We start from the raw sequence: 20,787 nt of genomic DNA, 5'->3' as shown, positions 1-20,787 counted from the left end.
CCTGTAGCAGATCATTGGACGGCATTTGCCAAAAGCGGCTAAAGTGAAAAACCGCTGCGGTTTCTGATCGGTCAGGGATGAGCGGGCGGCGCGCACGGCGCCGTGGCGGCCGGTCCGTCGTCCGGTCGGGCGGCCCGGGCGGCGCGCCGGGCGCCCTCGGGACCGAGGAACGGCGCGGTGGCCGCGTACGTGAGCACCGGCAGCAGCGCCGGCAGCTCGTCGGCCCGCCCCTGCGCCACCCGCTCGCGGATGGTGGCGTGGATGCCGCCGACCACAGTGGACACCAGCGCGTCGCGATCGACCTCCGCCGGCTCCGGACCGGTGCCGGCGAAGAACCGGCGGAAGCTGCGCAGCAGCGCGTCGCGTTCCCGGCGCGCGTCCGGGCCGGCCGCGTCCACCTCGACGAGTGCCATCCGGGCGAACGCGGGCACGCTCGCCAGCACGTCGAGCAGCGTGCGCAGCGCCGCGCGTGCCGCGTCCGGCCAGGCCGGTCCGGCGTCGCGGTAGGCGTCCTCCATCAGGTGCGACACCACGGCGATGCCGTGCCGGTACGCGGCCAGGAACGCGTCCTGCTTGCCGTTGAACAGCGCGTAGAACGCGGGCCGGGTGACTCCGGCCGCGTGGCAGATGTCGCTGACCCGGGCGTTGTCGTACCCCCGGGCGGCGACCTCCCGGACCAGCCCGTCGAAGAGGCGGTCGCGCTGGGTCGCCGCCACCTCCTCGGCCGGCACCCGGCGCGGGCCGCGCTTGATGGCGCGGTCCGGGTCGCGGCCGTGGCGGGCGCCCGGCAGGGGTGCGGGTGCCGGTGACGGCGGGCTCGGGATGGTCACCTGTCGACCTCTCTCGATGCGTTGACTTTACGACCCTCCGGGGTTTATAACTTTCGACACGCTCAGTTCACGCCCCGTCACCGCTGGTGATCTCTCCTCGTCGGTCACCCCGTACGTGTCGAAGGAGGGCCGGATGGCTGCCATTATCGCCGCGCGCACCCGTCCCCCCAAGGCCGGAAAGACCGAGGTGACGCGGCGTCGCCGCACTGCGCCACGCCGCCCGGCCCGCTGAGGCCGCAACGGCGCACCACCACCATCGGCGGCCCGGCCGCCGCACCCACCGGCTCCGTCCACCCCGGACGCCGCCGGAACCGTTTCCTGTCCCACCGCCGGAAGGAACAACCATGCCCAGGTACGGACGCATCGGCGCGGGTCTCGCCGCCCTGGCGCTGCTGACCGGTCTGGTCGGCGCCGCCCCCGCCACCGCCGCACCCACCACCTCGCTGGCCAGCAACGTGCTGACCTACCCGACCGTCGCCGGCACCGCCGTGTCGGTGGGCGACGTCATCCAGGCCAGCCTGCGCAGCGGCACGAACGCCACGTTCTACTCCTCGTCCAGAGGCACCACCGGCATCAAGTGCGCCGCGTCCAGCTTCAGCGCCAAGGTGCTGACCAACCCGACCGCCCCCGGCACCGCGACCGAGAGCCTGACCGCGCAGTCGTTCTCCAGCTGCACCACGAACGTCTTCGGCACCACCGGCGTGCAGAGCATCACCGTCAACAACCTGCCCTACACCACGTCGGTGACCAGCGCCGGCGTGGTCACCATCGCCGGCACGGCGGCCGCGCCGATCCAGAGCACCGTCGTGCTCAACTCGCTGCTCGGCGCGATCACCTGCGTCTACCGCACCAGCACGAACACGCTGACCGGTACGGCGTCCAACGGCACCAACTCGATCACCTTCACCAACCAGACCCTTACCAAGTTCTCCGGCCCGTCGCTGTGCTTCGGCACCGCGTACTTCACCGCCTCGTACTCGCCGGTGAAGGACACCAGCAAGACCGGCAGCCCGGCGGTCTACGTCAACTGACACCCGCTCCCGGGCCGGTGCGCGGCGGTACGCCGGGCGCCGGCCCGCACGCCGGTTCAGCCGGCCGTCAACGTGGCGTGCAGCGCGCGCATCGACCGCAGCGCCGACCGGATCTCCTGCAGGTAGCGGCCCGGCGTCAGGGTCGGCTCCGGCACGTCGACAGCGGCCCGGGCGGCCGGGTCCACGCCGACCGTCTCGATGCCGCACCCGTACGGCACGGCGAGCGTCCGCAGCGCGTCGCAGTGCTGGAACGGCACGTAGATCGGTGCGGTCACCATCAGCACCTCGTCGCCCGCGCGCAGCCGCACGTGCTCGGCCCAGAACCGTTGCGTGTCGGCGGTGTGCGCGCGACGCCGGTCCGGCTCGCTCGACGGCGCGGCGAGCACCCGTACCGGGGGCAGCCCGGCCGGCCGGTAGGTGCGCGAGGACCAGGACCGGTGCGGATGACCGGCGGGCTCGCCGCGCTCGTCGTCCGGCTCGGCCACCCCGAACGCCAGCCGCACCCCGGCGTCGAGGACGTCGACCTCGGTGGCGCAGCCGGACACCCCGGCCGCGTCGAGCGTGCGGCACTCGGCCGCCGAGAGCGGCCGGAAACTGCCCAGCACCGCCACCTCGCCGGTCACCCCGGCCGCCGTCCGGGCCAGCATCGCCGCGTACGCGGTGCGCCGCAGGCAGGCGTGCGCCAGCCCGCCGAGCACCAGCAGGTGCGCGTACCCGGATCGGGCCGGCGCGACCGCGCGGACCAGGCCCAGCGTGGCGGCCGCGCGCAGCACCAGCCCGGCGGTGGCCGGGTCGAACGCCGGCTCCCGGGCGTCCGGGCGTTCCCGTCCCTGCCGGAAGTCCCAGCGGCGGGCGGAGAACACGTCCAGGCCGGCCAGCACCGCCGTCAGGTCACCGTCGGGCCAGTCGCCGCCGAAGTGCGCCACCAGATCCCGCACCGGGGCGGACTCCACCCAGGACCGGATCCCGGCCAGGAGGTCCGCCCGCGTCGTCCCCGCCACGCCGCCCGGCAACGTCACCTGATCCGTCCGCACCCGCCGGATGCTACCGCCGGGCCGGCCCGCGAAGTGCCAGTTGTCCCGCCCCCGCTCGTGGTGGGAACGTGCGGGGGATCCACCTCCGCTGAAGGGTGCGCCGATGACCTCCGACGACCTGCTGGCCCGGCACCGCGCCGTGCTCCCGTCCTGGATGCCGCTCTACTACGCCGAACCGCTGGAACTCGTCGCCGGGTCCGGCCGCCGGGTCACCGACGCGGCCGGCCGGACCTATCTGGACTTCTTCGGCGGCGTGCTGACCACGATGGTCGGCCACGACATCCCGGAGATCCGGGAGGCGGTCGAGCGGCAGCTGCGGACCGGGCTCGTGCACACCTCCACGCTCTACCTGATCCGCCGGCAGGTCGAGCTGGCCGAGAAGATCGCCCGGCTCTCCGGCATCCCGGACGCCCGCGTGTTCTTCACCAACTCCGGCACCGAGGCGAACGAGGCCGCGCTGCTGGTCGCCACGAACCACCGGCGCTCGCACCAGATCCTCGCGGTGCGCAACAGCTACCACGGCCGGTCGTACGCGACGATGGGCGTCACCGGCAACCGCGGCTGGTCGGCCAGCGCGCTGAACCCCTTGCAGGTGGCCTGGCTGCACTCGGGGGAGCGGCTGCGCGGGCTGCTGGCCCGGCTCGACGCCGCCGACCGGGTCGACGCGGCGGTCGAGGACCTGCGCGAGGTGCTCGCCACCCAGACCGCCGGCGACGTGGCCTGCCTGATCGCCGAGCCGGTCCAGGGTGTCGGCGGCTTCGTGCACGGCCCGGACGGGCTCTTCGCCGCCTGGAAGAAGGTGCTCGACGAGCACGGCATCCTGCTGATCAGCGACGAGGTGCAGACCGGGTGGGGCCGTACCGGCGAGCACTTCTGGGGCTACCAGGCGCACGGCGTGACCCCGGACCTGCTCACCTTCGCCAAGGGCATCGGCAACGGCTTCGCGCTCGCCGGGGTGGTCGGCCGGGCCGAGGTGCTGGAGTCGGTGCCGGCGATCAGCTTCTCCACGTTCGGCGGCAACCCGGTGTCCACCGCGGCCGGCAACGCGGTGCTCGACTACCTGCTCGACCACGACCTCCAGGGCAATGCCGCCCGGGTCGGCGCGATCCTCGGCGACGGCCTGCGCGCGGCCACCGCCGGGCTGGACCGGGTCGCCGAGGTACGCGGCAAGGGCCTGATGCTCGCCGTCGAGTTCGTCCACCCGGGCACCGTCGAGCCGGACGCGGCGCTGACCACCCGCGTGTTCGAGGCGTGCCGGGCCGGCGGCCTGCTGGTGGGCAAGGGCGGCCTGTACGGCAACGTGATCCGGATGGGCCCGCCGCTGACGCTCACCGAGGACGAGGCCCGGGAGGGCCTGGCGATCCTGGTCGACGCGATCCGCGCCTCGATCGAGGCGTGACCATCAGCCCGGCCGGTCCCGTCCGTACCTGAGCAGCCGCAGCAGACCCGCCCCGGCCAGGTACGCCACCAGCGCCGGGGCGGGCAGGCCCAGCGGCTCCGGTCCCTCTTTGGGCGTGAGGCTGTTCAGCAGCAGGCCGACGAGCACGCCCGCGTACCCGGCGAGGGCCAGCCCGGCGCGCAGCCGCCGCCTCCCGACGCCGGCCGGGCCGGTCGCGGCCGGGCGGCGGGTCCGGGCCTCGACCGGACCGAAGACGGCGACCAGCACGGCCAGCACCGCGGCCAGCGCGAGCAGCCACGGTACGCGCCACGCCCACCAGGCCGCCGAGCCGACCGGGGGAGTGGGCAGCACGCCGAGCGCGTCCAGCAGGCCGACCAGCAGCACCGCGGCGGTCAGGTGCCAGAGGAATAGGGTGAGCACCACGGCGTTGACCGCGAGCACCGCCTGCCAGGGGCCGGACCGGCGCAGCCAGCGCCCGGCCGGGCGTCGCAGCAGCAGGATCAGGCCGAGCTGGGCGGCCGCGGCGGCCATCAGCGCCAGGCTCGGCGGCGCCGCGTTGTCCAGCCGCTCGCCGGGTACGTGGAGCATCGCCACCGGGTACGGTCCGGCCACCGTGAGCAGCACCAGCGCGACCAGGCCGCCGCCGAGCAGTGCCGCCCCGGCCCGGCCGGACAGCGGCAGTCCGCGGCGGAACAGCCCACGCGGCGCGGCGTGTCCGGCGCGGGTGTCCGGCCGGGCGGCGTCGTACCAGGCGAACCCGACCTGGTGCACGGCCAGCCAGCCCAGCAGGTAGTTGCCGTCGGCGAGCACGGCCGGGCCGAGCAGGCGGCCGAGGTCGCCGAGCGCGACCAGCACCACGAGCACCACCGGCACGGCGAGCCCGAACCGGCGGTGCAGCGCGAACATCGGCGGGGTCAGCGCCACCACCGCGACGTAGGCGACCAGGAACCACAGCGGGATGGTGGCGAACCAGATCACCTCGCGCGCCTGCGCCGCGTCGGCGCCGCGCAGCGTGGCGATCCCCGCTCCCGCCGCCAGGACCAGCAGCAACACGGTGGTGGGGCGGATCAGCCGGGCGCTGCGGTCGACCAGCCAGCCCGTCGCCGAGCCGCCCCGGCGGCGGCGTGAGGTGAGCGAGGCGGCGTTGGCGTAGCCGCCGACCAGGAAGAACACCGGCATCACCTGGGCCACCCAGGTCAGCGGCCAGGCCCAGCGCAGGTCCGCCAGCGCGGAGTGGCCGGCGGGGCGGCCGTTGTCGTACCCGATCACCGTGACGCCCCAGTGGCCGAGCACGACCATGGTGATGGCCAGCGCCCGGAGCAGGTCGATGTAGCGCTCCCGCCCCGGCGGCGTGCGTTGCGCGAGCTGCCGCAGGCGGCGCATGAAGTCAGGCTAGGCCAGCGCGCCGCGACCGGTACGGATAACGGATCGGTCGAGAGGGGTTGTGGTCCCCGTCGCACTGTCGTAGAAATTCTTCAGTGGAAATGCCTTATGTGAAGACAAGCGACAGATCGTTCACCGGGCGTACCCGAACCGAGGAGATGCGATGAACAGGCGTGAGATCCTTCGGCGCAGCGCCGCCGCCGGCCTGCTGGCCACCCCTGCCGCCGGCCTGCTCGCCGGCTGCGCCACCTCCGGTGGCGGCGACGAGGGCGACGGCGGCGCGTACAAGGGCACGAAGAGCGAGCAGAACCCGCTCGGCGTGGCCGAGGACGCCCCGCTGGAGGTGGTGATCTTCAACGGCGGCTTCGGGGAGGACTACGCCAAGGCCCACGAGGCCATGTACAAGGAGCGGTACCCGAAGGCGGAGATCAAGCACTCGGCCACCGCGGAGATCAGCAAGACGCTCCAGCCCCGCTTCGTCGACGGCAGCCCGCCCGACGTGGTGAACAACTCCGGCGCCGGCCAGATCGACTTCAACGGCCTGGTCTCCCAGAACGCGCTCGCCGACCTGGGCGAGCTGCTCGCCGCCCCCAGCCTCGACACGCCCGGCAAGACGGTCAAGGACACGCTGCTGCCCGGCACCGTGGAGGTCGGCTCCTACGACGGCCGGTTCCTGGTCCTCAACTACACCTACACGGTGTACGGCATCTGGCACTCCACCAAGCTGTTCGCCGACCGTGGCTGGGAGGACGCCAAGACCTGGGACGACCACATCGCGCTCTGCCGCCGGATCAAGGCCGCCGGCATCGCCCCCTGGACGTACGCCGGTGTGCACCCCCGCTACATGAGCTGGCCGCTGATCTCCACCGCGATCAAGCTCGGCGGCCCGTCCGTGGCGCTGGCGATCGACAACCTGGAGCCGAACGCCTGGAAGTCGGACGCGATGAAGACCGCCGCCGACGCCTGGCACCAGATCGTCAAGGACAAGTTCATCCTCGCCGGCTCCCCGGGCCTGGACCACAAGCAGTCGCAGACCGCCTGGTGCCAGGGCAAGGCCGCGTTCATCTCCTGCGGCTCCTGGCTGGAGAGCGAGCAGAAGGACGTCACCCCGCCCGGCTTCAACATGACAGTCGCGCCCACGCCGAGCCTGGGCAGCGGCGACAAGCTGCCGTACGAGGCGATCCGCGGCACCGCGGGCGAGCCGTTCATGGTGCCGGCGAAGGCGAAGAACGTAGCCGGTGGCCTGGAGTACTTCCGGACCATGCTGTCCCGCAAGGGCGCGCAGGACTTCACCAAGAAGGTCGCCAGCCTGCCCGTGGTCGCCGGCGCCACCGAGGGCGTCGACCTGCCGTACGGGCTCAGCACCGTGGTCAAGGCGCTCGACGCGTCCGGGTCCAACGGCTTCAACTGGGTCTACAACAACTACTACCGCAAGCTGGAGCGCAACCTCGTCGACGCGGCCTGCGGCGAGTTCTTCAGCGGCCGGATCGGCCCGGCCGAGTTCCTCGACCAGTGCCAGAAGGGCGCCGACTCGATCGCCGGAGACAGCTCGGTCAAGAAGTACAAGCGGTCCGCGTGATGCGACAGGGTCGCCTCCCCCTGATCCTCACGTTCCTGCTGCCCCCGCTGGCGCTGTACGGCATCTTCGTGCTCTCGCCGTACCTCCAGGCTTTTCAGATCTCCACCACCGACTGGATGGGCTACTCCGCGCAGGCCGACCCGGTCGGCATGGCGAACTTCCGCACGCTGCTGAACGACGGGTACGTGTGGAACGCCCTGAAGAACAACGCGATCCTGCTCGCCGTGGTGCCGGTGGTGACGATCGGGCTGGGCCTGTTCTTCGCCAGCATGCTCACCATGGGCGGCCGCCGGGGCCGGGCCGGGGTGACCGGGGTGCGGGGCACCTCGGTCTACCGGCTCGTCTACTTCTTCCCGCAGGTGCTCTCCGTGGTGATCATCGCGCTGCTCTGGAAGGAGATCTACAGTCCGACGAGTGGCCTGCTCAACGGCGCCCTGCGCGCCGTCGGGCTGGCCACCCCGGCCTGGCTCGGCGACCCGCGCTTCGCGTTCTGGTGCGTGCTGGCGGTGATGGTGTGGAGCAACGTCGGCTTCTACGTGGTGCTCTTCGGCGCCGCCATGCAGGCCATCCCGCGTGACATCTACGAGGCGGTGCTGCTCGACGGCGCGTCCCGCACCACGATGCTGCGGAAGATCACCATTCCGCTGCTCTGGGACACCATCCAGGTCGCCTGGATCTACCTGGCCATCGCGGCGCTGGACGGCTTCATCCTGGTCCAGCTCATGACCAACGGCGGGCCGAACTTCTCCTCCGACGTGATCGGGCTGCGGATGTACGACACGTCGTTCGGCAGCGAGAACAAGTTCGGGTACGCCTCGGCGATCGGTGTGGCGATGTTCTTCCTGACCCTCTCGGTGGCGGTGCTGGCGCTGCGCACCGCCCGGCGCGATCGGATCGAGTACTCGTGACCACCGTGGACACCGGCGCCCCGGCCGCCGAGGCGACCCGCGCGGCGACCCCGGCCGACCGTCCGCCCCGGCGTGAGCTGGGCGTGGCGAACGTCTTCTCGCACGGCTTCCTCATGCTCTGGGCGGCCATGACGGTGCTGCCGCTGGCCTGGATGGTGCTCAGCTCGCTGAAGAGCAACGGCGAGATCATCGCCGAGCCGTGGGGGCTGCCCGAGGCGCTGCGCTTCGACAACTGGGCGCGGGCCTGGAGCACCGCGCACATCGGCCGGTTCTTCTTCAACAGCCTGGTGGTGGTGTCCGGCTCGCTGAGTCTGACCATGCTGCTCGGCGCCACCGCCGCGTACGTCTTCGCGCGCTACGAGTTCCGCGGCCGGCAGGTGGTCTACTACCTGTTCGTCGGCGGCATGATGTTCCCGGTGTTCCTGGCCCTGGTGCCGCTGTTCTTCGTGGTCCGCAGCGTCGGCCTGCTCGGCACCTGGCCCGGCCTGATCCTGGTCTACACCGCCTACTCGCTGCCGTTCACGGTGTTCTTCCTGACCGCGTTCTTCCGGACGCTGCCGACCTCGGTGGCGGAGGCCGCGCTGATCGACGGGTGCGGGCACTTCCGGCTGTTCTTCCGGGTGATGCTGCCGATGGCGCGACCGGGACTGATCAGTGTCGGCATCTTCAACTTCCTGAGCCACTGGAACCAGTTCCTGCTGCCCCAGGTGCTCATCCCCGGCGACGGGCAGGACCGGATGCTGGCCCAGGGCCTGAGTTCGCTCGCGGTCAGCCAGGGCTACGCCGGTGACTACGCCCAGTTGTTCGCCGGCCTGACCATCGCGGTGCTGCCGGTCCTCGTGGTGTACGTGGCGTTCCAGCGTCAGGTCCAGTCCGGACTGACCGCGGGGCAGCTCAAGTGAGGCGGTTGCCACAGGCAACGGGGCAGTGGGGAAGATCGAACTGACCTAGGGTGGGCCGGCACGCTCATCTATCGACAGGAATCTCATGTTCTTCCTCATCTACACGCTGTTGCTGCTGCTCGGCGGCATCGCGATGGTCGCGGTAGGCGTGGCCGTCAAGGAACAGGGGACCGGCTCCCGCATCCTCAACGTAGTCGTCGGCCTGGCCTTCTTCGGGTACGGCTTCTACCTGCTGTTCCTCTTCGACGGCGACAGCTACCGGATCTTCTTCTACGTCTTCGTCCTGCCGATCCTGCTGATCGTGCGCGCGGTGAAGGCACGCAAGGAGGCGCGCGAGCAGGCGGCGGCACAGCAGTTCGCGGGCGCGCCGCAGCAGCCGGGGATGTACCCGGCGGGACAGGGCCAGCCCGCGCCGTACGGCGTGCCGCAGGGTCAGCCCGCGCCGTACGGCGCGCCGCCGCAGGGGTATCCCGGTCAGGCGCCGCAGCAGCACGCGGCGTACCCGCCGCACGCCGGGCAGCCGGCGCCGCAGGGCTGGCAGCCGGGGCAGCCGGGCGGTCCGAACGCCTGAGCGGGTGACGGAGGCCGGTCGGTGGATCCCGGCCGGCCTTCGTTCCGCTTGACCGGTAGGAAATTTCCTACCTATGCTGGCGGGCATGTCCGTCACTCACGCGCAGATCGTCTCCGTCCCCGTCGGCGACCAGGACCGGGCCCGCGACTTCTACGTCGACGTCCTCGGCTTCGACCTGGTCCGGGACAACCCGATGCCGGACGGCCGCTGGGTCCAGGTGGCGCCCCGGGGCGCGGTGACCACGCTGACGCTCGTCACCTGGTTCGACAGCATGCCGGCCGGCTCGCTGCGCGGGCTGGTGCTGGAGAGCGACGACCTCGACGCGGACGTGGCCCGGCTGCGCGAGCGGGGGGTGGCGTTCGCCGAGGACAGCGTCCAGGTCGTGCCCTGGGGGCGCTATGTCACCTTCGCCGACCCGGACGGCAACGGGCTCGTCCTGCAGGAGACCTGTGTCTGAGCCGGACGTGTTCGCGGCGCTGGCCAACCCGACCCGGCGGGAGGTGCTGCGGCTGCTCCGCGACGAGGGGGAGCAGCCGGTGCAGCGGCTCGCCGACCGCTTCGAGATGCGGCGTCCCAGCCTGTCGGAGCACCTGCGGGTGCTCAAGGACGCCGGGCTGGTGACCGAGCGGCCCGTCGGCCGGCAGCGGGTCTACGCGCTGCGCCCCGAGCCGCTGCGGGAGGTGGCCGACTGGCTCACCCCGTACGAGCGGTTCTGGCGGCAGCGGCTGGCCGGCCTGGGCGACGTGCTGGACGCGATGCCGGATGAGTGAGCCGACCCGCATCGCGGTGGACCAGTTCCTGCCGCACCCGCCCGCCAAGGTGTGGCGCGCGCTGACCGATTCCGATCTGATCGGACGCTGGCTCATGCCGAACGACTTCCGGCCCGTACGCGGGCACCGGTTCACGTTCCGGACCGACGCGCGACCCGGCCAGCGGTTCGACGGGACGGTCCACTGCGAGGTGCTGGAACTGGACGAGCCGCGCCGGATGCGGTGGGCCTGGCGCGGCGGCACGCTCGACACGGTGGTCACCTGGACGCTTGTGCCCGAGGGGCGGGGCACCCGGCTGTTCCTGGAGCACGCCGGGTTCGATCCGGACGATCCGCTTCAGCGGCGTACCTTCACGCTGCTCGACGGCGGCTGGCGTACCCACGTCTGGGCGCGCCTCGCCGCCGCGCTGGCCGCGCTGCCCTGACCCGCCGCAGTGCGGGTCAGGCGGGTGGGGGCACGAGGCGGGCGTGCAGCGCCGCCGGGTCGGTCACCTCGGGCAGGTCCCGGGCGGCGAGCCAGGCCGCGGCGGCGGCCCCGTCCCCGGCGCTGAGCAGCGGCGCGTCCGGCCAGCGGCCGGCCAGCTCCGCGCGTACCGCGCCGGCCAGCGGCGTGTCGCCGGTGAGCAGCCCGCCGCCGAGCACCACGGGGTCGGCCGCTCCCGGCGGGCGGATCCGGGACACGCTCTGCGCCAGCGCCGCGGCGGCCTCGGCGATCAGCGCGACCGCCGTGGGCTCCCCGTCGCGGGCCGACGACACCACGAGCGGCGCAAGCCGGGCCAGTTCCACCGGCGGTCGCCGGGTCACCGCCTGCACCACGGCGTCGACCGTCGCGCGCGGTCGGTCGTCCACAGCGGTCGCGTCGGTCAGTTCCGACAGCACCCGTCGGCCCAGGTCGCCGGGGGCTTGTGCGCGGTCCAGACCGGTCAGCAGCCGGCGGACCGCCTCGCGGCCGAGCCAGAACCCCGAGCCGGCGTCGCCGAGCAGCCAGCCGTGGCCGTCGGCGACACGGTCCAGCCGCAGGTCGCGTACCTGGGCGGCGATCGCGCCGGTGCCGGCGATGAGCACAGTGCCGTCCGGGGCGGCGGTGCCGGAGGCGTAGGCGACCAGCGCGTCGCCGTGCACCGCGTACGGGCAGCGCAGTCCCGCCTCGGCCCAGGCGCTGTCGAACGCGTCGCGGCCGTTCGGGTCGGCCAGGAGGCGGCCGGCCCCGGCGAGGCCGATGACGCCGGCGCGTACCCGGGTCGGGTCGATGCCGGCGAGCGCCGCGCGCAGGGCGGCGAGCAGCTCGGCGGCGGCCCGGTCGGCGCCGTGACTGGTCGGGTTGCCGCCGCCGGCCCGGCCTTCGCCCAGGCGGGCGCCGTCGAGGCTGAGCGCTGCCGCGCGGGTCGACGTACCCCCGACGTCGAGGCCGACCACGACGGTGTCCGACATGGTCCCCATGCTGGTCGGCCGCGTCGCCGGACGCAAGATCGCGGTCGTGCGCCAGGTAACAGTTTGAAAACTTCGCCCACGGCCTTGACACGGAGGGGCCTTCAGTAAGAACTTTTACCACTAACAGTTAACACTCTTTTCCGAAAGGCGCCCGCCGATGGTCGAGCACGAGGTGGAGACTTCCGCGGCGACCGCGGTGGTCGATGCCGGTCCGGCCGACCGGCTGGGCGCCGACGGTGTGCTGGCCCGGGTCCGGGCCGGCGCGGGGGAGTTGACCGGCGCGCTGCGCCGGGTCGCCGAGCACGTGCTCAGCGACCCGGAGGCGGCGGCCCGGGCCACCATCGTCGAACTGGCCGAGCGCAGCGGCACGTCACCGGCGACCATCACCCGGTTCTGCCGGGCGATGGGCTTCGAGGGGTACGCCGACCTGCGGCTCGGCATCGCCGCCGAGACCGGACGGGCCCGCTCCGCCGGCTGGACCGTCGACATCGGACGCGAGATCCAGCCCGGCGACCCGCTGTCCCGGGTGCTCGACCAGATCATGGCCGCCGACACGCGGGCCATGCACGACACCGCCGCGCTGCTGGACCTGGCCGAGGTGGAACGGGCCGCGGTCGCCATCGCCGGGGCCAGCCGGGTGAACATCTTCGGGGCCAGCGGCAGCGCGCTGGTCGGCGAGGAGATGCAGTTCAGCCTGCACCGCATCGGGGTCGCGGCGTGGGCCTGGAACGACGTGCACGAGGGGCTGGCCAGTGCCGCGCTGCTGGGCGCCGGGGACGTCGCGCTCGGCATCTCGCACACCGGGCAGACCCGGGAGACGATCGAGCTGCTCGCCGAGGCCGGCAGCCGCGGCGCGACCACAGTCGCGCTGACCGGCTTCCCCCGCTCGCCGCTGGCCGAGCTGGCCGACATCGTGCTGGTCACCGCCAGTCAGGCGACCACGTTCCGGCCGGACGCGCTCTCCGCCCGGCATCCCCAGCTCGTCGTGCTCGACCTGCTCTACATCGCGGTGGCGCAGCGTACCCACGACCGCGCCCACGCGGCCTTCCGGCGTACCGCCCAGGCCGTCGACGGGCACAAGGCCGCGAAGGGGTCCCTCTCATGATCAGTGCCCAGCGGTACGCCGACGCGGTCCGCCCGGTGCTCGACCGGCTGGTCGACACCCAGGCGGTCGCGGTCGACCGGGCAGCCGACCTGATCGCCTCCGGCCTGCGCGCCGGCGGCGTCCTCCAGGCGTTCGGCGCCGGTCACTCCGAGGCGTTCGCCGCCGAACTGGTCGCCCGGGCCGGCGGCCTGGTCCCCGCCAACCGGCTCTCCCTGCACGACCTCGTGCTGCACGGCGACGCGCCCCGCGACGTGCTCGCCGATCCGAAACTGGAACGCGACCCGGCCGTGGCGCACCAGCTCTACGCGCTGGCGGCGCCGCAGCCGGAGGACGTGTTCGTGGTCGCCTCGCAGTCCGGCATCAACGGCTCGGTGGTCGAGCTGGCGACGCTCGTCAAGCGCGGCGGCCACCAGCTGATCGCTGTCACCTCGGTCGAGCACACCGCCCGGGTAGCTCCTCGGCACCCGTCCGGGCACCGGCTCGCCGACCTCGCCGACGTCGTGCTGGACAACGGCGCGCCGTACGGCGACGCACTGCTGCCGCTCGAGGGCGGCGGCGCGGTCTGTGCGGTCTCCTCGGTCACCGCGGCGCTGCTGGCGCAGCTGCTGACCGCCGAGGTCGTACGACGGTTCCACCAGGCCGGAGAGGTACCCCCTGTCTACCTCTCCGCCAACGTCCCCGGTGGGGACGAGCACAACCTCGCCCTCGAGTCGCGGTACGCCGGGCGCCTCCGGCGGACCGCCTGACCCGACACCACAAGGAGAGACAAGATGTCGGTTACTCCCGAGAAGGTCGGCGACGTCAGCCGTCGGACCCTGCTGCAGCGTGCCGCGGCGGCCGGTCTGCTGGCCGTACCGGCGGCCGGTCTGCTCAGCGCCTGCGCCGGCAGCGAGCCGAGCAAGTCCGACGGCGGCGGCGCGGCCAAGAGCAAGGACAACCCGTTCGGCGTCAAGGACGGCAGCGCGGTCAAGGTGGTGGTCTTCAACGGCGGCCTGGGCGACCAGTGGGCCAAGGAAGACAAGGTCATCTTCAACGCCAAGCACCCGAACATCACGGTCAACATGTCTTCCACCCAGAAGATCAAGACCGAAGAGCAGCCCAAGATGGCGACGCAGCCGAGCGACCTGGTGATGAACTCGGGCGCCGACATGATGGACCGCAGCACGCTGATCAACGAGGGCGCGATCGAGCCGCTGGACGACCTGCTCACCGCGCCGGCCTGGGACAGCGAGGGGACCGTCGCCGACAGCCTGCTGCCCGGCACGGTCGCCGACGGTACGCAGAACGGCAAGTTCTACGTCGTCAACGTCGCCTACACGGTCTGGGGCAACTGGTACAACGCGGCCCTGTTCAAGAAGGAGGGCTGGACGGCGCCGACCACCTGGGACGAGTTCTTCGCGCTCGCGCCGAAGATCAAGGCCAAGGGCATGGCGCCGTACGTGCACGACGCGGTGCACGGCTACTACCCGCGCTGGGCGCTGTTCGCCAGCATCTGGAAGGCGGTCGGCAAGCAGGCAGTCGTCGACATCGACAACCTGAAGGACGGCGCCTGGAAGGCCGACGGCATCGTCGCGGCACTGGAGCCGTGGGAGAAGCTGGTCAAGGACAAGCTGCTGCTGCCGGGCAAGCTCGACCACACCCAGTCGCAGCAGGCGTTCCTGGACGGCAAGGCGGCCTTCATCCAGGTCGGCACCTGGCTGAAGAACGAGATGGCCGCGACCATCCCGCCGGGCTTCGAGATGACCATCTCCGACTACTGGAGCAAGAGCGGGGACAAGGCCGCCAAGGACGTCTTCGCCTCCTCCGGCGAGGGCTTCGTGGTGCCGAGCAAGGCGCCGAACAAGGAGGCCGCGAAGGAGTTCCTGCGGGCCATCCTCTCCAAGGCCGGCTCGGCGAAGTTCGCCGAGCTGACCAAGTCGCTGGCCTCCACCAAGGGCTCCGGCGACAACGTCCAGGACACCGCGCTGGCGTCGGCGAACTCGCTGATGAAGAACGGCAGCTCGGACCTGATCTCGGTGAAGTTCCCGGACTTCTACGCCGACCTGGACAAGGAGAGCCAGAACCTCTCCGAGGAGCTCATGGCCGGCCGCCTGACCGCGCAGCAGTTCGTCGACAAGATGCAGGCGGCCGCCGACAAGGTCGCCAAGGACTCGTCGATCAAGAAGCAGACCCGCACCGCCTGATCACCGCGAGGAAGTGAGTCCAATGCGGCACGGAGTCGCGCGTTTCGTCACGGGCTTCCTGGCCCTGCCCGTCGCGCTGTACCTGTTCTACGTGGTGTGGCCGTTCGCCCAGGCGGCGGGATACTCGCTGACCGACTGGGGCGGGTACTCCGATTCCCAGCGCTTCGTCGGGCTGGACAACTACGTCCGGCTGTTCTCCGACGAGCTGATCCGGAAGGCGTTCTGGCACAACGTGTTCTTCCTGGTCACCGTGCCGCTGTTCACGATCGCGCTGGCCCTGTTCCTCGCGTTCCTGCTCAACGTGGGCGGACGCGAGGACAGGGCCGGCATCCGCGGAGTCTTCGGCTCCGGGATCTACAAGGTCATCTTCTTCTTCCCGCAGGTGCTGTCGCTGGTGGTCATCGCCGTCATGTGGCAGCAGATCTACCGCACCGACGGGCAGGGCCTGATCAACGGCCTGCTCATCAAGATCGGGCTGGTCGACGCGGACAACCCGATCGCCTTCACCGCCGACCCGGAGCCGTTCCTCGGCGTGCCGGCGGTGCTCTGGTGGCTGCTGTTCATCGCGGTGTGGAGCGGCGCCGGCTTCTACATGGTGCTGTTCTCCGCCGCGATGCAGTCGATCCCGAAGGACATCTACGAGGCCGCCATCCTCGACGGCGCCGGCCGGTTCCACACGTTCTTCAAGGTGACGCTGCCGCTGCTGCGGGACAGCATCTCGGTCGCCTGGGTCTATCTGGGTTTCATCGCGCTGGACATGTACGCGCTGGTCTTCGTCATGACGCCGAGCCAGGGCGGACCGAACCACGCCAGCGAGATCTTCGCCTCGGTGATCCAGTTCAACGCCTTCCAGAAGGGCCAGTTCGGTTACGCCTGCGCGATCGCCGTCGCGCTGGCCATCTTCACCATCCTGCTGGCCGCGCTCCAGCTGAGGATCACCCGCCGTGAGCGGATCGAGTTCTGAGGAGGTCTGGACGATGAGTACGGTGACGCACCCCTCCGGTCCGGCCCGGTCCGACACGGCGCCGCCGGCCCGCCCGCCCGCGGCCCGGCGGGACGTCGGCAACGGCTTCGGCGGCCGGATCTTCAACGGCTTCTCGCACCTGTTCCTCGCGGTCTGGGCGATCATGGTGGTCTACCCGCTGCTGTGGGTGGTGATGTCGGCGCTCAAGACCGACTCCGAGGTGATCCGCGAACCGCTGTCGCTGATCCCCGACGCGCTGCAGTGGGACAACTTCGCCCGGGCCTGGACCGCCGGGATCGACAGCTTCTTCCTGAACACGCTGCTCGTGCTCGTGTTCAGCGTGACGCTGACGATGCTGCTCGGCTCGATGGCCGCGTACGCGCTGGCGCGCTACGAGTTCCGCGGCAACCGGCTGATCTACTGGATGTTCCTGTCCGGGCTGACGCTGCCGATCTACCTGGCCGCGGTGCCGCTGTTCAAGGGCGTCTACAACACCGGGGTGAGTCTTCCGCTGCTCGGCCCGAACAAGCACCTCATGCTGATCCTGGTCTACGTGGCCTGGTCGCTGTCGTTCACGATCTTCTTCATGCACTCGTTCTTCCGGACGCTGCCCGACTCGATCGCCGAGGCGGCCCAGGTCGACGGGGCGTCGCACACCCGCACCTTCTTCAGCGTGATGCTGCCGATGGCCAAGCCGGGCCTGATCAGCATCGGCATCTTCAACGTGCTCGGCCAGTGGAACCAGTGGTACCTGCCGACGCTGCTCATGCAGTCGGTCTCCGGCGAGCCGAAGAACCAGGTGATCGCCCAGGGGCTGATCGAGCTGTCGGTCAACCAGGGCTACAAGTCGGACTGGAGCGGACTCTTCGCCGGTGTCACCATGGCGATGCTGCCGGTGCTGATCGTGTACATCGTCTTCCAGCGCCAGGTGCAGTCCGGCCTCACCGCCGGCGTCGGCAAGTAACCCTCCGGACGTAAGGAAGGGCCCCTTCTTAACGCTCAGCGTTAAGAAGGGGCCCTTCCTCTACCGCAGGCGTTAAGAGGGGGCCCTTCCTTACACGCGGAGCGTGTCGGGGGGAGGGGGCAGAATGCGTCCGTGCTGATGGCGGTGGTGGCGGACGAGCGGGGCGGCGGCGTGCTGCAACCGCTGCACGCCGACGGCACCCCGGCCGGCCCGGCCGAGGAGGTCACCGACCTGGCCGCCGCGGTGGCCGCCCGCGAGGCCGCCGGGCACCCCCGCTGGCTCTGGGCCGCCTGGGCGGGCGTCTACCCGGCGCTGCTGCGCGCCGGGGTGCGCCTCGACCGCTGCCACGACGTCGAGCTGACCGAGGCGCTGCTGCTCGGGCACGCCGGCCGTTGGGGCGAGCCCCGCGCGCTGCCGGCCGCCTGGGCCCGGCTGACCGGCGCGCCGGTCCCGCCGGACCCGGCGCCCCGCCCGCCCGAGCCGCCGGGCCAGGCCCAGGCCGCGCTCTTCGAGCCGCCGTCGGGCCCGCCCGGTCCGGGCGTCACGGCGTTGACCCGGGTGTACGCCGACCAGCTCGCCCGGATCGCCGCGACCACCCATCCCGGCCGGTTCCGGCTGCTGGTGGCCGCCGAGTCGGCGGGCGCGCTGGTCGCCGCCGAGATGGGCGCGGCCGGTCTGCCGTGGCGCGTCGACGTGCACGACGCGATCCTGGCCGACCTGCTCGGTGAGGCGTCACCGGTCGGCGGGCCGCCGCGCCGGCTGGCCGAGTTGCAGGCCCGGATCGCCGACGCGTTCGGCGTACGCCAGGTGCACGCCGACTCGCCGGCGGAGCTGTTGCGGGCGTTCGCCCGCGCGGGCGTGGACCTGCCGAACACGCGGGCCTGGGTGCTGCGCGGGGTGGAGCATCCGGCGGCGCCGCTGGTCCTGGAGTACAAGGAGCTGTACCGGATCTGGACGGCGCACGGCTGGGCCTGGCGCGACGCCTGGGTCGCCGGCGGCCGGTTCCACCCGGAGTACGTGCCGGGCGGCGTGGTCTCCGGCCGGTGGGCGACCCGGGGCGGTGGGGCGTTGCAGATCCCGAAGGTGATCCGGCAGGCAGTGGTGGCGGACCCGGGCTGGACGTTCGTGGTCGCCGACGCGGGCCAGCTCGAACCGCGCGTGCTCGCGGCGGTCTCCGGTGACGAGCGGCTCGCCAAGGCGGGTGGGGCCGGTGACCTGTACGCCGCGCTGGCCCGGGACGCGTTCGCCGGTGACCGGGCGAGGGCCAAGGTGGCCCTGCTCGGGGCGATGTACGGGCAGACCGGCGGCGCGGCGGTGCCGGCGCTGGCGGTGTTGCGGAAGAACTATCCGACCGCGTTCGGCTACGTCGAGGCGGCGGCGCGCACCGGTGAGGCGGGCGGGCTGGTCCGGTCCTGGCTGGGGCGTACCTGCCCACCGGGGTCGGCGGGGTTCGCCGAGGGTGAGGAGGCGCTGCCCGACGGCGAGGCCGACCCGCACAGCCCGTCGGCCCGCGCGGCCCGGTCGCGTGGTCGTTTCACCCGCAATTTCGTCATCCAGGCGACTGCCGCCGAGTGGGCCTCCACGCTGCTGGCGACGCTGCGCACCGAGCTGGCGGGCACGGAGGCGGAGCTGGTGTTCTTCCAGCACGACGAGGTGGTGGTGCACTGTCCGGCCGGGCGGGCGGCGGCGGTCGCGGAGGCGGTCACCGCGGCCGGCGCGCGGGCCACGCGGCTGCTGTTCGGCGACACTCCGGTCCGGTTCCCGCTCGACACGTCCACTGTCGACTGCTACGCAGACGCGGCATAGTCACGCAAATTTCCGTTTTGCCCCGCTACCCGCATCCGGTCGTGCTCGTTGGGCCCGGTGTGCGTACGACGGGACGGACCGGGCGGCTGTGCCCGGTCCGTCCCCTGATCGAGGGGGCACCGCTGAACCGGATCGCTGCAATGATCATCGCCGCCGGAGGCGGCCGCCGCATCGGCGGACCCGAAGCGCTGCTGCACCAGGGCGAGAAGCCGCTGGTCAGCCAGATGATCGACACGATGGCCGAGGCGGGCTGCGCACAGGTCGTGGTCGTCCTGGGCGCGGCGGCCGAGCAGGTGCGTCAGACCACCGACCTGACCGGCGCCACGGTCGTGGTCAACCGCGCGTGGGGCACCGGCGTGGGCTCCTCGATCCGGGCCGGGCTCGCCGCGCTCACCGACGACGACATCGAGGCCGTCGTCGTGGTGCCGGTGGACATGCCCGGGCTCACCGCGGCGGCGGTCCGCCGGGTGACCGCGCTGCCGTACCCGGACGTGCTGGTCTGCGCCACCTATGACGGGCTGCGCGGTTACCCGATGCTGTTCGGCCGCCGCCACTGGTCCGGCATCGCCACGCTCGCCAGCGCCGACGTCGGCGCCCGGCCGTACCTGCTGGCGCACAAGGACCAGATCGTCGACATCGCCTGCGACTCGGTGGCCGACGGCAGCCGGATCGACAGTCCGGAGCTGATGGCGCTGTACGGCCTGTCCATCCCCGAACAGCGCGTCGGCGCCTGAGGCGCGCCCGCCTGTCGGACCCGGGTGCCAGGATCGGACCGTGGCCTACGACGAGGACCTGGCGAACCGCGTACGCGAACGTCTCGGGGGTGAGCCCGGCATCACCGAGCGGCGCATGTTCGGCGGCCTGGCGATGATGCTGCGCGGCAACATGGCGGTGGTGGTGCGCGGCGCGGGCGGCCTGATGGTCCGGGTCGACCCGGCCGAGGCCGAGCGCGCGCTCGCCGAGCCCGGCGCCGAGGCGACAGTCATGCGGGGCTGGGTGATGCGCGGCTGGGTCACCGTGTCGCCCGCCGCCTGCGAGCGCGACGCCGACCTGGCCCGCTGGGTCGACCGGGGGGTCCGCTTCGCGCGTACGCTGCCGGCGAAGTAGCCCGCCGGATATCCGGGTGCGCGCCCGGCCCGGCCCGTCCTACGCTGCGGCCAGTCGGCAGCGGGGGATCGGAGACGACGGATGGCGGTTCACCTCTACGCGGTCAGCATGGACGCGGGCGACCCGCGGCGGCTCGCGCGGTTCTGGTCCGGGGTGCTCGGCCGGGAGATCCTCGACGACCCGCGCGAGGGCGTGGCGCTCGGCGGCGACGCCCACAGCGACGTCCGCATCCGGTTCCTGCCCAGCGACGCGCCGAAGACCGTGCAGAACCGGATCCACTTCGACCTGACCAGCGCGTCGCCGCAGGCCCAGCGGGACACCGTCGACCGGGCGCTGACGCTGGGCGGGCGGCACATCGACATCGGCCAGGGGCCGGACGACGACCATGTGGTGCTCGCCGACCCGGAGGGCAACGAGTTCTGCGTCATCGGGGCAGGCAACACCTTCCTCGCCGGCTGCGGCCCGGTCGGCGCTGTCAACTGCGACGGCACCCGGGCGGCCGGCCTGTTCTGGACCGAGGCGCTGGGCTGGCCGCTGGTCTGGGACCACGGCGAGGAGACCGCGATCCAGTCGCCGCGCGGGGGCGCGAAGGTCACCTGGAGCGGGCCGCCGCTGATGGACGCCGGCGGGCGGGACCGCGTACACCTGGATCTGGTCGCGGACGGCGACCGGGACGCGGAGATCGACCGGCTGCTGGCGCTCGGCGCGACCCGGGCCGGTACGGGCCGGCACACCGTCGGCGACGTGGTGCTGGCCGACCCGGACGGCACCGAGTTCTGCCTGCTGACGCCCCGCTGAGGCGGGTGCGGCCCGGGGGACCG

General features: G+C 72.3%; 22 protein-coding genes. 18 read left to right on the top strand and 4 right to left on the bottom strand.

Annotation, left to right across the window (positions count from 1 at the left end):
• Positions 1-71 precede the first annotated feature (71 nt).
• Positions 72-830, bottom strand: coding sequence for a TetR/AcrR family transcriptional regulator (locus HA073_RS23935; RefSeq protein ID WP_043329745.1), 759 nt, complete (start codon positions 828-830; stop codon positions 72-74).
• A 344-nt stretch (positions 831-1,174) separates the two neighbouring features.
• On the opposite strand from HA073_RS23935, the gene HA073_RS23930 reads away from it, so the two are divergent.
• Entirely contained in the window at positions 1,175-1,861 is a 687-nt protein-coding gene (locus HA073_RS23930; RefSeq protein WP_166457330.1) for a Tat pathway signal sequence domain protein, read from the top strand.
• A gap of 56 nt (positions 1,862-1,917) precedes the next feature.
• On the opposite strand, the gene HA073_RS23925 is transcribed toward HA073_RS23930, so the two are convergent.
• The gene (locus tag HA073_RS23925; protein ID WP_166457346.1) at positions 1,918-2,880 is read right to left on the bottom strand and encodes a hypothetical protein; all 963 of its coding nucleotides are present in this window, start codon (positions 2,878-2,880) and stop codon (positions 1,918-1,920) included.
• Between the two features lie 118 nt (positions 2,881-2,998).
• Here HA073_RS23925 and HA073_RS23920 point away from each other — a divergent pair, with 118 nt between their 5' ends.
• Positions 2,999-4,294, top strand: coding sequence for an aspartate aminotransferase family protein (locus tag HA073_RS23920; protein ID WP_043329748.1), 1,296 nt, complete (start codon positions 2,999-3,001; stop codon positions 4,292-4,294).
• A gap of 3 nt (positions 4,295-4,297) precedes the next feature.
• On the opposite strand, the gene HA073_RS23915 is transcribed toward HA073_RS23920, so the two are convergent.
• Positions 4,298-5,677: an acyltransferase gene (locus tag HA073_RS23915; RefSeq protein ID WP_166457329.1), complete on the bottom strand. Its 1,380-nt coding sequence runs from the start codon at positions 5,675-5,677 to the stop codon at positions 4,298-4,300.
• A gap of 163 nt (positions 5,678-5,840) precedes the next feature.
• On the opposite strand from HA073_RS23915, the gene ngcE (HA073_RS23910) reads away from it, so the two are divergent.
• The 7 genes from ngcE (HA073_RS23910) to HA073_RS23880 all read left to right on the top strand — a co-directional run bounded on the left by ngcE (HA073_RS23910) (position 5,841) and on the right by HA073_RS23880 (position 10,831).
• Positions 5,841-7,256 carry an N-acetylglucosamine/diacetylchitobiose ABC transporter substrate-binding protein gene (gene ngcE, locus HA073_RS23910; protein ID WP_043329751.1) on the top strand — a complete coding sequence of 472 codons (1,416 nt, stop codon included), beginning with the start codon at positions 5,841-5,843 and terminating at the stop codon, positions 7,254-7,256.
• Entirely contained in the window at positions 7,256-8,164 is a 909-nt protein-coding gene (locus HA073_RS23905; RefSeq protein ID WP_030500326.1) for a carbohydrate ABC transporter permease, read from the top strand. The genes ngcE (HA073_RS23910) and HA073_RS23905 overlap by 1 nt, the downstream gene beginning before the upstream one ends.
• A complete protein-coding gene (locus HA073_RS23900) occupies positions 8,161-9,066 on the top strand; it encodes a carbohydrate ABC transporter permease (RefSeq protein WP_069087727.1) in 906 nt (301 codons plus the stop codon). Before HA073_RS23905 ends, HA073_RS23900 begins: the two co-directional genes overlap by 4 nt.
• A gap of 85 nt (positions 9,067-9,151) precedes the next feature.
• The gene (locus HA073_RS23895) at positions 9,152-9,637 is read left to right on the top strand and encodes a hypothetical protein (protein WP_166457328.1); all 486 of its coding nucleotides are present in this window, start codon (positions 9,152-9,154) and stop codon (positions 9,635-9,637) included.
• A gap of 85 nt (positions 9,638-9,722) precedes the next feature.
• Positions 9,723-10,094: a VOC family protein gene (locus tag HA073_RS23890; protein ID WP_166457327.1), complete on the top strand. Its 372-nt coding sequence runs from the start codon at positions 9,723-9,725 to the stop codon at positions 10,092-10,094.
• Complete coding sequence (locus tag HA073_RS23885) at positions 10,087-10,407, top strand: helix-turn-helix transcriptional regulator (protein ID WP_030500330.1); 321 nt, start codon at positions 10,087-10,089, stop codon at positions 10,405-10,407. Before HA073_RS23890 ends, HA073_RS23885 begins: the two co-directional genes overlap by 8 nt.
• Positions 10,400-10,831: an SRPBCC domain-containing protein gene (locus tag HA073_RS23880; protein WP_043329759.1), complete on the top strand. Its 432-nt coding sequence runs from the start codon at positions 10,400-10,402 to the stop codon at positions 10,829-10,831. The genes HA073_RS23885 and HA073_RS23880 overlap by 8 nt, the downstream gene beginning before the upstream one ends.
• A gap of 16 nt (positions 10,832-10,847) precedes the next feature.
• On the opposite strand, the gene HA073_RS23875 is transcribed toward HA073_RS23880, so the two are convergent.
• Positions 10,848-11,837 carry an N-acetylglucosamine kinase gene (locus HA073_RS23875; protein ID WP_166457326.1) on the bottom strand — a complete coding sequence of 330 codons (990 nt, stop codon included), beginning with the start codon at positions 11,835-11,837 and terminating at the stop codon, positions 10,848-10,850.
• A 157-nt stretch (positions 11,838-11,994) separates the two neighbouring features.
• On the opposite strand from HA073_RS23875, the gene HA073_RS23870 reads away from it, so the two are divergent.
• The 9 genes from HA073_RS23870 (at position 11,995) to HA073_RS23830 (ending at position 20,764) form a co-directional block, all read left to right on the top strand.
• Positions 11,995-12,942, top strand: a complete 948-nt coding sequence (locus tag HA073_RS23870) for a MurR/RpiR family transcriptional regulator (protein ID WP_043329763.1) — start codon at positions 11,995-11,997, stop codon at positions 12,940-12,942.
• Entirely contained in the window at positions 12,939-13,688 is a 750-nt protein-coding gene (locus tag HA073_RS23865; RefSeq protein ID WP_030500334.1) for a sugar isomerase domain-containing protein, read from the top strand. Before HA073_RS23870 ends, HA073_RS23865 begins: the two co-directional genes overlap by 4 nt.
• Positions 13,689-13,712: 24 nt before the next feature.
• Positions 13,713-15,125, top strand: coding sequence for an N-acetylglucosamine/diacetylchitobiose ABC transporter substrate-binding protein (gene ngcE / locus HA073_RS23860; RefSeq protein ID WP_166457325.1), 1,413 nt, complete (start codon positions 13,713-13,715; stop codon positions 15,123-15,125).
• A gap of 22 nt (positions 15,126-15,147) precedes the next feature.
• On the top strand, positions 15,148-16,089 hold the full coding sequence (locus tag HA073_RS23855; RefSeq protein ID WP_043329767.1) for a carbohydrate ABC transporter permease: 942 nt from the start codon (positions 15,148-15,150) through the stop codon (positions 16,087-16,089).
• Positions 16,090-16,102: 13 nt separating this feature from the next.
• A complete protein-coding gene (locus tag HA073_RS23850; protein WP_043329769.1) occupies positions 16,103-17,053 on the top strand; it encodes a carbohydrate ABC transporter permease in 951 nt (316 codons plus the stop codon).
• Positions 17,054-17,191: 138 nt separating this feature from the next.
• Positions 17,192-18,859 carry a bifunctional 3'-5' exonuclease/DNA polymerase gene (locus tag HA073_RS23845; protein ID WP_205798413.1) on the top strand — a complete coding sequence of 556 codons (1,668 nt, stop codon included), beginning with the start codon at positions 17,192-17,194 and terminating at the stop codon, positions 18,857-18,859.
• 140 nt (positions 18,860-18,999) lie between these two features.
• Positions 19,000-19,593, top strand: coding sequence for an NTP transferase domain-containing protein (locus HA073_RS23840; protein ID WP_030500339.1), 594 nt, complete (start codon positions 19,000-19,002; stop codon positions 19,591-19,593).
• 40 nt (positions 19,594-19,633) lie between these two features.
• Entirely contained in the window at positions 19,634-19,966 is a 333-nt protein-coding gene (locus HA073_RS23835) for a TfoX/Sxy family protein (protein WP_043329771.1), read from the top strand.
• An 81-nt stretch (positions 19,967-20,047) separates the two neighbouring features.
• On the top strand, positions 20,048-20,764 hold the full coding sequence (locus tag HA073_RS23830) for a VOC family protein (protein WP_113972440.1): 717 nt from the start codon (positions 20,048-20,050) through the stop codon (positions 20,762-20,764).
• The last annotated feature ends 23 nt before the right edge of the window (positions 20,765-20,787 follow it).

The organism is Micromonospora sp. CMU55-4, from assembly GCF_011602315.1.
Classification (GTDB): Bacteria; Actinomycetota; Actinomycetes; order Mycobacteriales; family Micromonosporaceae; genus Micromonospora; species Micromonospora chalcea.
The sequence above is the reverse complement of the archived record's forward strand: the minus strand, read 5'-3'. Positions and strand labels throughout refer to the sequence as shown.